Source organism: Caulobacter sp. GW821-FHT10C03 (assembly GCF_059415485.1).
In genome coordinates this window covers 55,428-69,418 of record NZ_JBWKNI010000015.1, presented here as the reverse complement: position 1 = coordinate 69,418, position 13,991 = coordinate 55,428, and the positions used below count along the sequence as shown (strand labels likewise).

The 13,991-nt window shown below is 68.3% G+C and carries 15 protein-coding genes; 3 read left to right on the top strand and 12 right to left on the bottom strand.

Going from position 1 to position 13,991, the window contains the following annotated elements:
• The 8 genes from AC07NG_RS18510 to AC07NG_RS18475 form a co-directional block, all read right to left on the bottom strand.
• Positions 1–1,777: DUF7507 domain-containing protein (locus AC07NG_RS18510; RefSeq protein ID WP_494595559.1), on the bottom strand; the 1,777-nt coding region annotated here is incomplete at its 3' end.
• Positions 1,778–2,233: 456 nt separating this feature from the next.
• A complete protein-coding gene (gene guaA / locus AC07NG_RS18505) occupies positions 2,234–3,793 on the bottom strand; it encodes a glutamine-hydrolyzing GMP synthase (RefSeq protein ID WP_494595557.1) in 1,560 nt (519 codons plus the stop codon).
• Between the two features lie 45 nt (positions 3,794–3,838).
• On the bottom strand, positions 3,839–5,116 hold the full coding sequence (locus AC07NG_RS18500) for an RsmB/NOP family class I SAM-dependent RNA methyltransferase (protein WP_494595556.1): 1,278 nt from the start codon (positions 5,114–5,116) through the stop codon (positions 3,839–3,841).
• A 5-nt stretch (positions 5,117–5,121) separates the two neighbouring features.
• Positions 5,122–5,517: an MAPEG family protein gene (locus AC07NG_RS18495; RefSeq protein WP_494595555.1), complete on the bottom strand. Its 396-nt coding sequence runs from the start codon at positions 5,515–5,517 to the stop codon at positions 5,122–5,124.
• Between the two features lie 3 nt (positions 5,518–5,520).
• Complete coding sequence (guaB, locus tag AC07NG_RS18490) at positions 5,521–6,984, bottom strand: IMP dehydrogenase (protein ID WP_494595553.1); 1,464 nt, start codon at positions 6,982–6,984, stop codon at positions 5,521–5,523.
• A gap of 132 nt (positions 6,985–7,116) precedes the next feature.
• Positions 7,117–7,320 (bottom strand): hypothetical protein, encoded by a 204-nt coding sequence (locus AC07NG_RS18485; RefSeq protein WP_487289482.1) that lies wholly within the window; start codon positions 7,318–7,320, stop codon positions 7,117–7,119.
• Positions 7,321–7,634: 314 nt separating this feature from the next.
• On the bottom strand, positions 7,635–8,342 hold the full coding sequence (locus tag AC07NG_RS18480) for an RlmE family RNA methyltransferase (protein WP_199228478.1): 708 nt from the start codon (positions 8,340–8,342) through the stop codon (positions 7,635–7,637).
• The gene (locus AC07NG_RS18475) at positions 8,339–9,460 is read right to left on the bottom strand and encodes a Ppx/GppA phosphatase family protein (RefSeq protein WP_494595551.1); all 1,122 of its coding nucleotides are present in this window, start codon (positions 9,458–9,460) and stop codon (positions 8,339–8,341) included. Before AC07NG_RS18475 ends, AC07NG_RS18480 begins: the two co-directional genes overlap by 4 nt.
• Before the next feature lie 160 nt (positions 9,461–9,620).
• Between AC07NG_RS18475 and hspQ the strand changes: the two genes are divergently transcribed.
• Together hspQ and phhA are read left to right on the top strand one after the other, a co-directional pair.
• Positions 9,621–9,950, top strand: coding sequence for a heat shock protein HspQ (hspQ, locus tag AC07NG_RS18470; protein ID WP_110120268.1), 330 nt, complete (start codon positions 9,621–9,623; stop codon positions 9,948–9,950).
• Positions 9,951–10,031: 81 nt separating this feature from the next.
• Positions 10,032–10,907 (top strand): phenylalanine 4-monooxygenase, encoded by an 876-nt coding sequence (gene phhA / locus AC07NG_RS18465; protein ID WP_492856142.1) that lies wholly within the window; start codon positions 10,032–10,034, stop codon positions 10,905–10,907.
• On the opposite strand, the gene AC07NG_RS18460 is transcribed toward phhA, so the two are convergent.
• Positions 10,904–11,635 carry a TlyA family RNA methyltransferase gene (locus AC07NG_RS18460; RefSeq protein ID WP_494595549.1) on the bottom strand — a complete coding sequence of 244 codons (732 nt, stop codon included), beginning with the start codon at positions 11,633–11,635 and terminating at the stop codon, positions 10,904–10,906. The two genes, phhA and AC07NG_RS18460, sit on opposite strands and share 4 nt — an antisense overlap.
• A gap of 37 nt (positions 11,636–11,672) precedes the next feature.
• Positions 11,673–12,014, bottom strand: a complete 342-nt coding sequence (locus AC07NG_RS18455; protein ID WP_494595548.1) for a (2Fe-2S) ferredoxin domain-containing protein — start codon at positions 12,012–12,014, stop codon at positions 11,673–11,675.
• A gap of 101 nt (positions 12,015–12,115) precedes the next feature.
• On the opposite strand from AC07NG_RS18455, the gene AC07NG_RS18450 reads away from it, so the two are divergent.
• Positions 12,116–12,445: a hypothetical protein gene (locus AC07NG_RS18450; RefSeq protein WP_494595547.1), complete on the top strand. Its 330-nt coding sequence runs from the start codon at positions 12,116–12,118 to the stop codon at positions 12,443–12,445.
• Between the two features lie 57 nt (positions 12,446–12,502).
• Here AC07NG_RS18450 and AC07NG_RS18445 read toward each other — a convergent pair whose 3' ends face one another.
• Both AC07NG_RS18445 and AC07NG_RS18440 read right to left on the bottom strand, forming a co-directional pair.
• A complete protein-coding gene (locus AC07NG_RS18445) occupies positions 12,503–12,949 on the bottom strand; it encodes an NUDIX domain-containing protein (RefSeq protein ID WP_494595546.1) in 447 nt (148 codons plus the stop codon).
• A gap of 5 nt (positions 12,950–12,954) precedes the next feature.
• The gene (locus tag AC07NG_RS18440; protein WP_494595544.1) at positions 12,955–13,986 is read right to left on the bottom strand and encodes a phospholipase C/P1 nuclease family protein; all 1,032 of its coding nucleotides are present in this window, start codon (positions 13,984–13,986) and stop codon (positions 12,955–12,957) included.
• Between the last annotated feature and the right edge of the window lie 5 nt (positions 13,987–13,991).

Sequence of the window (13,991 nt, the reverse complement as noted above, 5' to 3'; positions counted from 1 at the left end):
TCACGTTGCCGGTGTTGGCGACGGTGATGACGTAGCTGATCTGCTCACCGGCCGCGTCGGCCGTACCGCCGGGGACGGTGGCGTCCTTGACGATGTTGAGGCTGGGCCGGCGATCGACCGGCACGCTGGCGTCGTCGGTGTCGGGGCCGGTCTGGTTGGAGTCGGCCGTGGCCGTGTTCTCCAGGGCGCCGTTGCCGCCGCCGTTGGAGTCGATCTCGGCTTGGGTGACCGTGTGCTTGGCCGTGTAGCCCCAGGTTTCGCCAACCTCCAGCAGGCCGTCATTGTCGCCAACCACGTCGGCGCCGCGCACGATCGAACCGGCGTCGGCGTAAGGGTCGGTGACGGTGACGCCATCGAGCATCACGTTGCCGGTGTTGGCGACGGTGATGACGTAGCTGATCTGCTCACCGGCCGCGTCGGCCGTACCGCCGGGGACGCTAGCGTCCTTGGTGATGTTGAGGGCTGGATTGCGGGTCAGGGCCACGGTCTCGGGGTCGGTGTCCGACGCCGTCAGGCCGCTGGCCGAAACGCCCGTGGCCGTACCGGTGTTGGTGTAGCCGGCGGCCTCGATCTCGGCCTGGCTGAACACGTGGAGCAGGCTGCCCGTGGCCGCCGCTCCGGGCGCGAGGTCGTCGGCCTGGCCGTCGCCGTCGCGGTCGGTGAGGCCCGTCAGGGTCACGGGGATGTCGTCGGCCGTGTTTCCGGGGGTGCCGTTGTCATCCATCAGGGTGACGTTCAGCAGATTGATCGTGCCGGTGTTGGTGACCGTGAAATTGAAGAGCTGGGTGTCGCCCGCGTCGTCGCCATTGGCGTCGCCGTCGGTGCGGGTCCCGGCCGTCTTGACCACGTCGACATGCGGCGGGATCGGCTGGTTGCCGATCTCGACATTGTAGGTGGTGGCCGCGCTGAGGGTGACGGTCTCGAAGGCGCCGGTGGTCTGGGTCCAGCCGTCCTGCAGAACCTCGTCGACCTGGACCGTGCCCAGCGATATCGGCAGGCCGCCGAACTGGAACGAGCCGTCGGCGCCGGTGACTGTCGAGCGTTCGCCCGCGTCCAGCACGCCGTTCTTGTTGTCGTCGATGAAGATCGTCCAGCCCGCCAGGCCCGCCTCGCCGGCGTCCTTGACCCCGTCGCCGTCGGCGTCGAGGAACTTGACGCCGCTGATGATGGCGGCCTGCTCAGTGTTGAATTCCTCGAAGCCGTCGTCGGCGCCGTAGGCCGTGCCGGGCCGGCCGAACTCGGCGTACATGGTGATGTAGGCCGTGCTCAGGTCGGCGCCGCCGAACAGCGAGACCGGCACGTAGAAGACGTAGTCGTCATTGCCGCTGCCCGACGAGTGGGCGTCCATCAGCAGCGTCTTGTCGCCGCCGGCGTCGAGGTCGAAGATCTTGGTGAAGTCGGCGTCGAGCTCCTGCGTGCCGGCGACATAGTCCGCGCTCGTGGCCGGGGCGGACGAATAGTAGATCTTCATCGCGTTGAGCGCGGTCAGCGGATTGGCGTTGGTCTCGTTGAGGTCGAGCCGGAATTCCAGGTACTGCACGCCGTCGATCACCCGGATGGGGATCTGGTTGAAGGTCAGGCTGCTGGTCTTGGCGGCGTTGGTGTTCAGCACGCCGCTGGCGTCGGTGTTGAAGCCGTTCTCGTTGCCGTCGTTGTCGCCGATGGCGAGGAACGGGGCGTAGAGGCCGGTGCCCGATCCGATTGGGCTTCCGTAGGTGACGATCACGCCGTTGACCGTGGTCGTGCTGCCTGGTGCGGTGATGTCTATGTCGGCCATGACTGGCTCCCGAACGCTTCGCGCGAGAGCCGGAAAGGCCCGTCCGCGCGATCCAAAGGAAGGCCTCGATCACAACGTCGACGGGGGAGACGATTGACGGGTCCGGGGTCGGCGCAGGAAGCGTTCGCGCGGATACCTGAAGTTCACGACGGCTTTCCGGGATGCGGTCCTCCGCCTCCCTCGTCGTCGATTGAGACCTTCATGAAACGCGGGACGCCTACGCGAAGCGAAACAGCGGCTACCGATCTGCCTAGTTCAGCTCGACGTCAATAGCTCGACCGTAGCAATGAAAAGACGTCATGTAGAATGCATTACGGAGAAAGCCTCAGTTTTCGCCTCAATTGCGCATTCAGAAATCAATCATCGAAATGCACTAAACTTTCGCCAGAGTGGAGTCGTTCGGAAAATCGCCAAATCGGAGACAAAAAAGAAGGCGCCCGAAGGCGCCTTCCTTGATCACTCCCACTCGATCGTGCCGGGCGGCTTGCTGGTCACGTCGTAGACGACGCGGTTGACGCCTCGGACCTCGTTGATGATCCGGGTGGCGGTCTTGCCGAGGATTTCCCAGGGGAATTCGAAGAAGTCGGCGGTCATGCCGTCGGTCGAGGTGACCGCGCGCAGGGCCAGGACGTTTTCGTAGGTGCGGGCGTCGCCCATGACGCCCACCGTCTTAACGGGAAGCAGCACGGCGAAGGCCTGCCAGATCTTGTCGTAGAGGCCGGCATTGCGGATCTCTTCGAGATAGATGGCGTCGGCGTCCTGCAGGACCTTGACCTTCTCGGGCGTGATCTCGCCGGGGATACGGATGGCCAGGCCCGGGCCGGGGAACGGGTGGCGGCCGACGAAGGCCGGGGCCAGGCCCAACTCGACGCCCAGGGCGCGGACCTCGTCCTTGAAGAGCTCGCGCAGCGGCTCGACCAGCTTCAGCTTCATGTAGTCCGGCAGGCCGCCCACGTTGTGGTGGCTCTTGATCACGGCCGACGGACCGCCGCGGGCCGAGACGCTCTCGACGACGTCGGGATAGAGGGTCCCTTGCGCCAGGAACTGCGCGCCGTCGATCTTGGCGGCTTCCTTGTCGAAGACGTCGATGAACAGGCGGCCGATGGTCTTGCGCTTGGTCTCGGGGTCGGAAACGCCGGCCAGCTCGCCCAGGAACAGGTCGCCGGCGTCCACGTGGACCAGCGGGATGTTGTAGTGGTCGCGGAACAGGGTGACGACCTGGTCGGCCTCGTTCTTACGAAGAAGGCCGGTGTCGACGAAGACGCAGGTCAGCTGGTCGCCGATGGCTTCGTGGATCAGCACGGCGGCCACCGAGCTGTCGACGCCGCCCGACAGGCCGCAGATCACCTTGCCGTCGCCGACCTGGTCGCGGATCTTCTGGACCATCTCCTGGCGGAAGGCCGCCATGGTCCAGTCGCCCTTCAGGCCGGCCAGGGCCAGGAAGTTCTTGTAGATCTGGGGGCCGTTGACCGTGTGGTAGACCTCGGGGTGGAACTGCAGCGCGTAGATCTTCTTGGCGTCATTGGCGATGGCGGCGAAGGGCGCGCCGTTCGAAGTGCCCACCACCTCGAAGCCCTCGGGAATGGCGGTGACGCGGTCGCCGTGGCTCATCCAGACGGTTTCCAGCTCGCCTACCCCGGCCAGGCCCTGGAACAGCGGGCTGGTCTTGCCGATGGTCAGTTCGGCGCGGCCGAACTCGCCGGCGTGGCCGCCCTCGACCTTGCCGCCCAGCACGTCGCACAGCAGTTGCTGGCCGTAGCAGATGGCCAGCAGCGGCAGGCCCAGATCAAACAGCTTGCGGCCGATGCGGGGGCTGTCGGCCTCCAGAACGCTGGCCGGGCCGCCCGACAGGATGATGGCCGAGGGCTTGTACTCGTCGACCAGCGCTTCGGCCTTGTCGAACGGATGGATCTCGCAATAGACGCCGGCCTCGCGCACCCGGCGCGCGATCAGCTGGGTCACCTGGCTGCCGAAGTCGACGATCAGGACGCGCTGGTGGTGGGTTTCGGTGGTCATCGGGCGGGTCTCCAGCGGGTCGATCGGGCGATTACGGTGCGCCACTTAGGGCGCGTAAGTGGAGCGCTGCAGCACGGCGGCGAAGAAGCCGTCCGTACCGGCGCGGTGCGGGGTGAGGCGCAGATAGCCTTCCGGGGTCACGTGGGTGACGCCATCGAGGGCGATCGGCTTGACGGTGAATTCGGGGTGGCGCTCGAGGAAGGCCGCGACGCGGTCCTCGTTCTCCTCGGTCAGCAGCGAGCAGGTGACGTAGACCATGCGGCCGCCGGCCTTCACGAAGGTCGAGGCGTCCTCGATGACGCTGTCCTGCTCGATCTGGCGCTTGGCCAGCTGGTCGGGCGACAGGCGCCATTTCGCATCAGGATGGCGGCGCCAGGTGCCCGCGCCGGTGCAGGGCGCATCGACGAAGACGACGTCGATCTTGCCTTCCAGGCCCTTCAGCGGCGTGGCCTCGATCGGCGAGCGGATCTGCAGGTTGCGCACCCCTGCCCTCTGGCCGCGACGGATGGTGTCGGCCAGGCGCCGGGCGTCGCTGTCATGGGCGAAGATCTGGCCGCTGTTGCCCATGGCGGCGGCGAGCGCGAGCGTCTTGCCCCCGCCGCCGGCGCAGAAGTCGAGCACCTGCTTGCCCTTGACCTCGCCGGCCGCGGCCGCGGCGATCTGGGAACCCAGGTCCTGGACCTCGAACCAGCCCTTGGAGAAGGCTGGCACGGCCTCGACCGACGGGGTGCGATCGGCGGCGGCGGGCGCGGGGATGCGGAAGGCCGTGGGCAGGATCCCCGCCGGAGCGGCGTTGATCGGGGCCAGGGCCTTGGCGCCGCGCTCGGCGTCGGTCTTCAGGGTGTTGATGCGCAGGTCGACCGGCGCGCGCTCCGACAGGGCCGCCATCTCGGCGACCTGGTCGGCGCCCAGGGCGCGGGCCAGATGCGGTTCGAGCCAGTCGGGATAGTCACCGGCGACCGGCGCGGGCGCGCCGTCCAGCGAGACAGGATCCTTCAGGCGGGCCTGTTCGGTCTCAGAGAGCGCGCCGAAGCCGTGCTCTTCGGAGGCGGCTTCTGCGATGCGCTCGGCCGGCCATTTCCAGACCAAGGCCAGCACGCCGAGCACGACGCCGCGCGGGGCGGGATCGCCCATCGCCCAGCCCAGCGAGCGCTTGCGGCGCAGGGCGTCAAGCACCAGGCCCGAGACGAAGGCCCGGTCCTTGGAACCGGCGTAGCGCGCGGCCTCGCCCCAGCGCTTGAGCGCCATCTTCACCGGAAAATGCCGCGTCTCGATCTCGGTCAGAACCTCGATCGCCGCGGAAACCCGTCCTCCGTCACGCATGTGAGCTATATCACCAAGGCCAGGAGAACGAGGCCCAGGCCCGCCATCGAGGCGACCCAGACCAGGCTGCGAACGACCGGCACGCCGAACGCATAGAGAAAGACATAGACCGCCCGGCCGCCGACATAGAGCGCGGTTCCGGCGACGGTCAGCGCGCCGAGCCGGCCGCCCAGATAGGCGACCAGCACGGCGGCGACGAAGAACGCGAAGGTCTCGCGGAAGTTGGCGAAGGCCCTTTCGAGCCGTCCGGCCATGCCGGTCAGCACGACCGGCGTCTCCCGCGAGCCGACATTCCACTTCAAGCCGCGCTGGGGCTGGGCCGCCGCGCTGGCCCACAGAAGGTGTACCAGCCCGATGACGACCGCCGCCGCCAGCATCTGCAGCTCGAAGGCCATCTGCATGGCCTAGACCGCGCTCGGATAGTTCGGAGCCTCGCGCGTGATCATCACGTCGTGGACGTGGCTTTCACGCAGGCCGGCGCCCGTGATCCGCACGAAGCGCGCGCGCTCCTGCAGGTCCGCGATCGTGGGAGCGCCGACATAGCCCATGGCCGCCCGCAGGCCGCCGACCAGCTGGTGCAGCACCGGGGCGATCGGGCCCTTGAACGGGGTCTGGCCCTCGATGCCTTCCGGCACGAGCTTGAAGCTGTCGGTCACTTCCTTCTGGAAGTAGCGGTCGGCCGAGCCGCGAGCCATGGCGCCCACCGAGCCCATGCCGCGATAGCTCTTGTACGAGCGGCCCTGGTACAGGAACACCTCGCCCGGCGCCTCTTCGGTGCCGGCGAACATCGAGCCCATCATGGCCGTCGAAGCGCCCGCGGCGATGGCCTTGGCCAGGTCGCCCGAGAACTTGATGCCGCCGTCGGCGATCACCGGCACGCCGCTCTCGCGACCGGCGCGGACGGCTTCCATGATCGCGGTCAGCTGCGGCACGCCCACGCCCGCGACGATGCGGGTGGTGCAGATCGAGCCCGGGCCGATGCCCACCTTCACCGCGTCGGCGCCAGCGTCGATCAGGGCGCGGGCGGCGTCGTAGGTGGCGATGTTGCCGGCCACGATCTGGACGCGGTTGGCTTCGCGCTTGAGGCGCGAGACCGCCGCGGCGACCTGGCTGGAATGGCCGTGGGCGGTGTCGATGACGACGACGTCGACGCCGGCGTCCACCAGGCCCATGGAGCGCTCGAAGCCGGCGTCGCCGACGGTCGAGGCCGCGCCGACCAGCAGGCGGCCCTTGTCGTCCTTGGCGGCCAGGGGGTGAGCCTGGGCCTTCTCGATGTCCTTCACCGTGATCAGGCCGACGGCGCGATAGGCGTCGTCGACGACGATCAGGCGTTCGATCTTGTGCTTGCGCAGCAGCTCGCGAGCTTCGCGGCTGTCGACGCCCTCGCCCACCGTGATCAGGTTCTCGCGGGTCATCAGCGCCGAGGCCGGGACGCTGGCGTCGCCCTCGAAGCGCATGTCGCGGTTGGTCAGGATGCCGACCAGCTTGCCCGTCTCGCGCTCGACCACCGGGAAGCCCGAGATCTTGCGGCGGGCCGTGATCTCGCGGACCTCGGCCAGGGTGGTGTCGGGATTGATGGTCAGCGGGTTGATGACCATGCCGCTTTCGTAGCGCTTCACTTCGCGCACGTGGTCTGCCTGCTCCTCGTTGGTGAGGTTGCGGTGCAGGATGCCCATGCCGCCGGCCTGCGCCATGGCGATGGCGAGGCGGCTTTCGGTGACCGTGTCCATGGCGGCGGACACGAGCGGGATGTTCAGACTGATTTCACGCGTGAACTTGGTCTCGGTCGTCACTTGCGTCGGCATGACGTCGGACGGACCAGGTTCGAGCAAAACGTCGTCGAAGGTGAGCCCTTCGCGAATCTCCATCGGATTCTCCATTTTGCGGCGCGGGTATAGTCGCGAGGCGGGCGTTTGTCGACCCGCCCGGAGCCGGAAATGGAGATGATTTTCCGGAATGGAAGCCGGGAAGGAGCGGCTCGCCCCTCCCCGGCCGCCGGGTCACTTCACCGGCTTGGCGCCCGGCGTGCCGCACTTGGCGAACTTGCCCTTGGCGTCCTTGCACTTGACCGGCTTGGCCGGCGCGGCGGCGGCCGGGCACTTGATGAACTTGCCCTTCGCATCCTTGCAGGGAGCGGCCATGGCGCCGCCGGCCGCGGAAACGGCGAAGGCGACGGCGAGCGCGGTGACGAGCGAACGGGTCATTGGGGGATATCCAGTCTGGCGAGCGCGGGGGATACGCTCACGCCGAGATCACACCCGCGCGAAAGCCAGAGCAAGATCACCCAAGGCTGCAAGCTACAGTATTTTCGAAGCAAACCTCGAAAACACAACCCAAGGATAAGCCCCGATAAATATTCCCGAAAGCCGCGTCATCGACATCGCCGCGGCGCAATACTCCGGTCAACTCGCTGGAACATTCTCACCGATCGACGCAAAGTGCGGCGCCGGAACCTGCTGAACTCAGAGTCTCGGTCAGGCGGCGGGGCGACTCACGCGATCGCGCCGCCGTCTGCTGGTCAGCGCCCCTTGAAGCCCGTCGCCACGAGGAAGACCTCGGAGCTGTCCTGACGGCTGGCCTTGGGCTTGAAGTGCTGGACCTTCTCGAAGTTCTTCTTCAGCCGGGCGATGACCTCGGAGGTCTCGCCGCCCTGGAAGGCCTTGGCGACGAAGGCCCCGCCGGGACGCAGGGTCTCGATGGCGAACTCCGCCCCGATCTCGATCAGGCCGACGATGCGCAGGTGGTCGGTCTCGCGATGGCCGACGGTGTTCGGAGCCATGTCCGACATGACGAGGTCCGGCGCGCCGCCCAGCAGCTCGAGCAGCTTGGGCGGACAGGCAGGATCCGTGAAGTCCATCTCGATGATGTGAGCCGGCTCGACCGGATCGACGTGCAGCAGGTCGACGCCGACCAGTTGGGTCACGCCGCGCTCGACCGCGATCTGCAGCCAGCCGCCGGGGGCGCAGCCGAGGTCGATGACGCGCGCGCCCTTCTTGAAGAAGCGGAACTTCTCGTCGATCTCGCTGATCTTGAAGGCCGCGCGGCTGCGATAGCCGAGCGCCCGGGCCTTGGCCGAGAACGGATCGTTGATCTGGCGCTCCAGCCAGGCCTGCTGGCTGGGCGTGCGGCCGTCGGCGGTCTTCAGGCGCGCGGGCTTGGCGCGACCGTCGGCGTTGCCGCCTGTAGGCGGCTTGACCATCCGGCGTCTGGGGGGCTCGTCGTTCATGCGTTCACCGTTCGGGCCGAACCGGCCCCGCCGCGCCGCCGACGGCGGGGGCGCTTCTGCCGATCCGACATCAGAGACATCAGGAGCCCCTCTCTAAGCCCTCGATCGGCGACTCGCACGCGCGAACATGGCCAAAGCTCTTGAACGGCTTGAAGAATGGCCGCGCCGGCCAGCACCAGGTCGGCGCGATCGGCGCCGATGCAAGGCTCCAGCGCCCGCTCCTTGGCGGTAAGCTGCAGCAGGCGATCGGCGGCGGCCTCGCAGTCGGTGCGCTGCATCCACAGCCCGTCGACGACGTTGCGGTCGTAGCGCGGCAGGCCAAGGTGCAGCCCGGCAAGGCTGGTGATCGCGCCGGAGGTGCCGACCAGATGCGCCCGTCCCGCGTCGAAGGTCTTGCGCATCGGGGCGGCGTGCGGAAAGGCCGCGATCTTGGACTTCACTTCCTCGACCATGGCCCGGAACCAGCCGTCGTCGGCCCGCTCGCCCTCGGGGAAGCGCTCGGCCAGGGTGACGACGCCGATAGGGATCGACAGCCAGGCGCGGATCGGCAGCTTCCAGGCCTCGAACTGGCGCGGCTTGGCGTCGAGCCCGCCGGCCTTGAGATCGACCCACGACAGCTCGGTCGAGCCGCCGCCGACATCGACCACCAGGGCCGCGTCGGCCTGGCGGTCGAACAGGCTCATGCAGCCGGCGACCGACAGCTGCGCCTCTTCGCGCGGGGTGATGATCTGGAGCCGCAGACCGGTCTCCTCGGCCACGCGGCGGACGAATTCCGTGCCGTTGGTCGCGCCGCGACAGGCCTGGGTGGCCACGGCCTTGACCCGGATGGCCTTGCGGCGACGGATCTTCTCGGCGCAGACCTTGAGGGCGGCCATCGACCGCTCCATCGCCGCGTCGGACAGATGGCCCGTCTGGGAAAGCCCCTCGCCCAGCCGGACGATGCGGGAATAGGCCTCGACGACGCGGAAACCGCGCGGCGAAGGCGTCGCCACCAGCAGGCGGCAGTTGTTGGTTCCGAGATCGAGCGCCGCGTAGCACGGCTGCTCGCCCGGAGGCCGGCGTCGTTCCCGGCCGTCCTGGGCCTGGGATGCGCCGGGCGCTCTCGGCGCCTCCGACATGGTCTTTCCACCTTGTCTCGCAGGCGATTCGTGACGAACCGCCTCACTTCGTCGCCGACCATAGCAATCGAGTTCGCCTCTCGGAAGCATGGCGTTGCGCGACAATGGGCGTCGTTTACGTTCAGGATTCAGTCAGGAGACTCGTCGTAATCTCTTCATCATGAACGAGAGACTCGCCAAATTCGCGATCGGCCAGATCGTCAAGCACCGCATCTTCCCTTTCCGGGGTGTGGTGTTCGACGTCGACCCCGTATTCGCCAATACGGACGAGTGGTGGGAGTCGATCCCCGAGGACATCCGGCCGTCCAAGGACCAGCCGTTCTACCACCTGCTGGCCGAGAACGACGACAACACCTACGTGGCCTACGTCTCCGAGCAGAACCTGCTGGCCGACGAGACCGGCGAGCCCGTGCAGCATCCGCAAGCCGCGCTGATCTTCGAGTCCTTCGATCACGGCGCCTACAAGCTTCGCCCCCGGATCTCGCACTGACGGGCATGCCTATCCGCCCGAATGGCGGTTGCGCGCAAAAATCGAACGGAACTTGCCGCTAGGCGGGCGTAACGTCGTTTCATGAGCGCAGACGGTTTCAGCGGCGGGCCGCCCCCAGGGGCGCGACCCGATTGGACGATCGACCAGGGCTGGGAAAGCTACGGCCAGGCCGAGCACGACGTCTGGATCACCCTCTACGAGCGTCAGGCCAAGGTGCTGCAAGGCCGCGCCTGCGACGAGTTCCTGCGTGGCCTCGACGCGCTGGACCTGCACCGCACCGGCATCCCCGACTTCAACCGCATCAACGAGGAGCTCCAGCGCCTGACCGGCTGGAGCGTGGTGGCCGTGCCGGGCCTGGTGCCCGACGACGTGTTCTTCGACCACCTGGCCAATCGCCGCTTCCCGGCCGGCCAGTTCATCCGCAAGCCGCACGAGCTGGACTACCTGCAGGAGCCGGACGTCTTCCACGACGTGTTCGGCCACGTGCCGATGCTGACCGATCCGGTGTTCGCCGACTACATGCAGGCCTATGGCCAGGGCGGGCAGCGGGCGCTGGGCCTGGGGCGGCTGGCCAATCTGGCGCGGCTCTACTGGTACACCGTCGAGTTCGGACTGATGGCGACGCCGGCGGGCCTGCGCATCTACGGGGCGGGCATCGTCTCGTCGCGCACGGAGTCGATCTTCGCGCTCGAAGACCCCTCCCCCAACCGCATCGGCTTCGACCTGGAGCGGGTGATGCGCACGCCCTATCGCATCGACGACTTCCAGCAGGTCTATTTCGTCATCCCGTCGATCCAGACGCTGCAGGAAGTGACCCTGCGCGACTTCGCCGCGCTCTACGAGCGGCTGGCCGGCGCGCGCGACATCGGCATCGCCGAGATCGTGGGCGCGGATCAGGTTCTGACGCGAGGCAGCCAGGCCTATGCGACGGCCGGCGGGCGACTGGCCTCGGCCTAGCGCTTCACCGCCCAGAGCAGCTTCTCGACCTGCCCCTCGCCGCCGGCGATGGGGCTGTCGGCGTGCTCGCGGACCGTCCAGCCCGAAGCCTCCAGGAAGGCCGACACCCGCTCGACGCAGACGGCGATGATCTCGGGATCCTTGACCAGGCCGCCCTTGCCGACGTTCTCGCGGCCGGCCTCGAACTGCGGCTTGACCAGGGCCACGAGGTCCGCGCCGGGTTTCGCGAGGGCCAGCGCCGCCGGCAGGGCCTTTTCCAGCGAGATGAAGCTGACGTCGGTGACGACGAGGCCGACGCCGTCCGGAGCATGCTCGGCGGTCAGGGCGCGGGCGTCGAGCGGCGACAGATCCTCGACACGGGGATCAGCCTTGAGGCTCGCATGCAGCTGGTCGCGGCCGACATCGACGGCCAGGACGCGGGTCGCGCCCTTCGACAGCAGGACTTCGGTGAAGCCGCCGGTTGAGGCGCCGACATCGATAGCGATCCGGCCTTCGACGGCGACGGGCCATAGCTCCAAAGCGCGGACCAGCTTGAGCGCGCCACGACCGACCCAGGGATGGGCCGCCTCGGCGACGATGTCGGCGGCCTCGTCGATGGCTTCCGAGGCCTTGGCGACGACCTTGCCGTCGGCCGTGACGCGGCCGGCCTCGATGGCGGCGCGCGCCTTGGCGCGGCTGTCGAACAGGCCTTTCTCGACCAGCAGGATGTCGGCGCGTTTGCGGCTCATGCGCGCCTGATAGCAGACTCGCGCCCCCGCTTCTCTATCAGGCCGCTTCGGCGTCGTTGGCGGCCAGGCCCAGCCGCGCGCTCACCGCGTCCATCGAAGCGCCGCGCGGGACGACGACCCATTCGCGGGGCCGGGAAGCATTGACCGCGACAACGGCGTCCTTGGGACAGACGTCGAAGCAATCGACCTCGATCACCGCCAGCGGCGCCTTGCGATCCTTGCCCTTGCCGCCGCCGGAGGCCTCGCGCAGGGCCTTGGCGAAGCTCTGCTCGCCGCCCCTGCCGAAGCCGCCGTCCAGCTTGCGCGAGCACTTGCGGCAGACGAGGACCACCTCGTTCCAGTCGGCGCGCACGCGCTTGATCGGCCTATCTTTGCTCACCCGAGCCTCGTTGCGTTCGGACTGCCCAGCCCGAGGCTTGGACATGGGAAGTCGCCTCGCGAAGTGCTAGAGACGCCCGCTTCAACGCTTCGGAGGCCGTCATGGTCCGCAATCTCAAGGGCAAGCTCGCGCCGCCCGCCGCCGACCCGACCGCCGCCGAGGACCTCGCCTGGTTCGCCGCCAAGGCCGACCGCGCCTTCCGCCTGCGCGATCCAGCCCCGCTGGAGTTCGGCCCGCTGGGCGACCCGGGCGACGGCTTCAGCTGGCGCGTGCTGGTGGCCCGCCTGCCCGAAGGCGGCCGTCTGCGCCTGCCGATCTCCCTGGCCTGGGACCTGCACAACGACCACGCCAAGGACCAGCACCTGTCGATGCTGTTCGACCAAGTCGCCCCGGCCGAGGCCAAGGCGCTGCTGAAGAAGAAGGCGAACTAGGCCCCCTGGGTCCCGGGTCTTCGCTTCGCTACGCCCGGGATGACGACGGTGGGAAGCTCAGCCCTTGCGCATCCACGCCGCGACCGCCCAGGAGTGGGCGTCGTGGCGCAGGGCGACGACGGCGTCGCGGGGGTCCAGCCAGACCAGCTTGTGGTCGTCCTCGACCTTGAGCTCGGGGCGCTCGCCGACAGTTTTCACGGCGTAGATGCCGCCGTAGTTGCGCACCGGCTGGCCGTCGGACTTCAGAAACGGCTGGGAGACGTCGACCACGCGCGCGCCGACCTCGACGACAAGGCCGGTCTCCTCGCCGAACTCGCGGACCAGGGCCTCGCTCTCCGACTCGTCACCATCGACAGCGCCGCCCGGCAGGTCGAAATAGGGCGCCTTGCCGGGCTTGGTCACTTCGACCAGGGCGATCCGCCCCTGCGTGTCCTCGGCGATGCCGAAGGCGGCGTGACGGTCCTGGTAGGCCAGGGACGCGTCAGGGGCGTAGAACGCGATCAAGGATGTCAGTCCTTGCCGAACAGGTCGTTCCACGGATCGGCCTTGCCGGACTCGACGTCGGCGACGCTGATCTCCGGACGGTAGCCGATCTTGCCGTTGGCGCTGGCCTTCCAGGCCATGGTCACCACGTCGCGCAGCTCGGCGGCGCCGGCGGCCAGGCGGGCGTCGACGAAGGCCTTGGCGCGCGGATCGGTCTCGACCATGCCGCCGGCCTTTTCCAGCTGGTACAGCGGCTCAGTCTGCTTCCAGGTGGTGGTCAGGTAGCCGACCATGCGGGTCTCGATGCTGCAGGCGCAGTCGACCGGGGCCGGCATCAGCGCCTTCACCTCGTCGTCCTTGGCCACGGCCTTGACCAGCGGGCCCTCGAAAGCGCCGTGGGTGCCCTTGCTCTGGGTGTAGTTGTTGGGGTTCGGATAGTCGCCCCAGCCGTTGTAGTGCACGCTCATGTGCAGGGGCTGGCTGCCGTCGCCGACATAGTGGGCCCAGACGCCCAGGTCGCGCAGCAGCAGTTCCTCGCGGCGCTTGAGGTCGGCGGCGTACCAGGCCTTCTTCTGGGCGTCGGTGGTGTTCTTCTCGGCCGCGACCAGCACCCGCCAGTAGGTGAAGTCCTTCACCAGCTGCTGGTAGCCGTCGATGATGGCGTACGGCAGGTAGCCGGCCTTCCAGCTGTCCTGGCCGGCGGCGCGCAGGGCGGTCTCATAGTCGGCGCGGGTGGCCGGCAAGGTCTCGACCGTGAACTTCGGCCCGCCGAACATGCGGCCCTCGTCGTCGAGATCCAGGAAGTGGGCGGCGTCGCGGTCGGTGTCGTGCACCTTGCCCGAGCCCTTCCAGCGGTCCGGCTCGCGGGCGTATTCGCCGATGGCGGCCACGCCGTAGGGGCTGCGCACGAAGGCCGGCACGTCGTCCGGCAGGGTCGAGGCGCCGAGCACGCCGACCATGCGGTGGCCCGAGGCGCCCCAGGCCAGGGCCGATTGCGCGGGCGCGGCCAGGGCGGCGGCCAGGACGAGAATCTTGACGGTGGAAGACGGCGACGTCATGCGCG

Coding starts and splice junctions, on each gene's coding strand:
- guaA (WP_494595557.1), bottom strand. CDS start 3,793: ATGACCACCGAAACCCACCACCAGCGCGTCCTGATCGTCGACTTCGGC.
- AC07NG_RS18500 (WP_494595556.1), bottom strand. CDS start 5,116: ATGCGTGACGGAGGACGGGTTTCCGCGGCGATCGAGGTTCTGACCGAG.
- AC07NG_RS18495 (WP_494595555.1), bottom strand. CDS start 5,517: ATGCAGATGGCCTTCGAGCTGCAGATGCTGGCGGCGGCGGTCGTCATC.
- guaB (WP_494595553.1), bottom strand. CDS start 6,984: ATGGAGATTCGCGAAGGGCTCACCTTCGACGACGTTTTGCTCGAACCT.
- AC07NG_RS18485 (WP_487289482.1), bottom strand. CDS start 7,320: ATGACCCGTTCGCTCGTCACCGCGCTCGCCGTCGCCTTCGCCGTTTCC.
- AC07NG_RS18480 (WP_199228478.1), bottom strand. CDS start 8,342: ATGAACGACGAGCCCCCCAGACGCCGGATGGTCAAGCCGCCTACAGGC.
- AC07NG_RS18475 (WP_494595551.1), bottom strand. CDS start 9,460: ATGTCGGAGGCGCCGAGAGCGCCCGGCGCATCCCAGGCCCAGGACGGC.
- hspQ (WP_110120268.1), top strand. CDS start 9,621: ATGAACGAGAGACTCGCCAAATTCGCGATCGGCCAGATCGTCAAGCAC.
- phhA (WP_492856142.1), top strand. CDS start 10,032: ATGAGCGCAGACGGTTTCAGCGGCGGGCCGCCCCCAGGGGCGCGACCC.
- AC07NG_RS18460 (WP_494595549.1), bottom strand. CDS start 11,635: ATGAGCCGCAAACGCGCCGACATCCTGCTGGTCGAGAAAGGCCTGTTC.
- AC07NG_RS18450 (WP_494595547.1), top strand. CDS start 12,116: ATGGTCCGCAATCTCAAGGGCAAGCTCGCGCCGCCCGCCGCCGACCCG.
- AC07NG_RS18440 (WP_494595544.1), bottom strand. CDS start 13,986: ATGACGTCGCCGTCTTCCACCGTCAAGATTCTCGTCCTGGCCGCCGCC.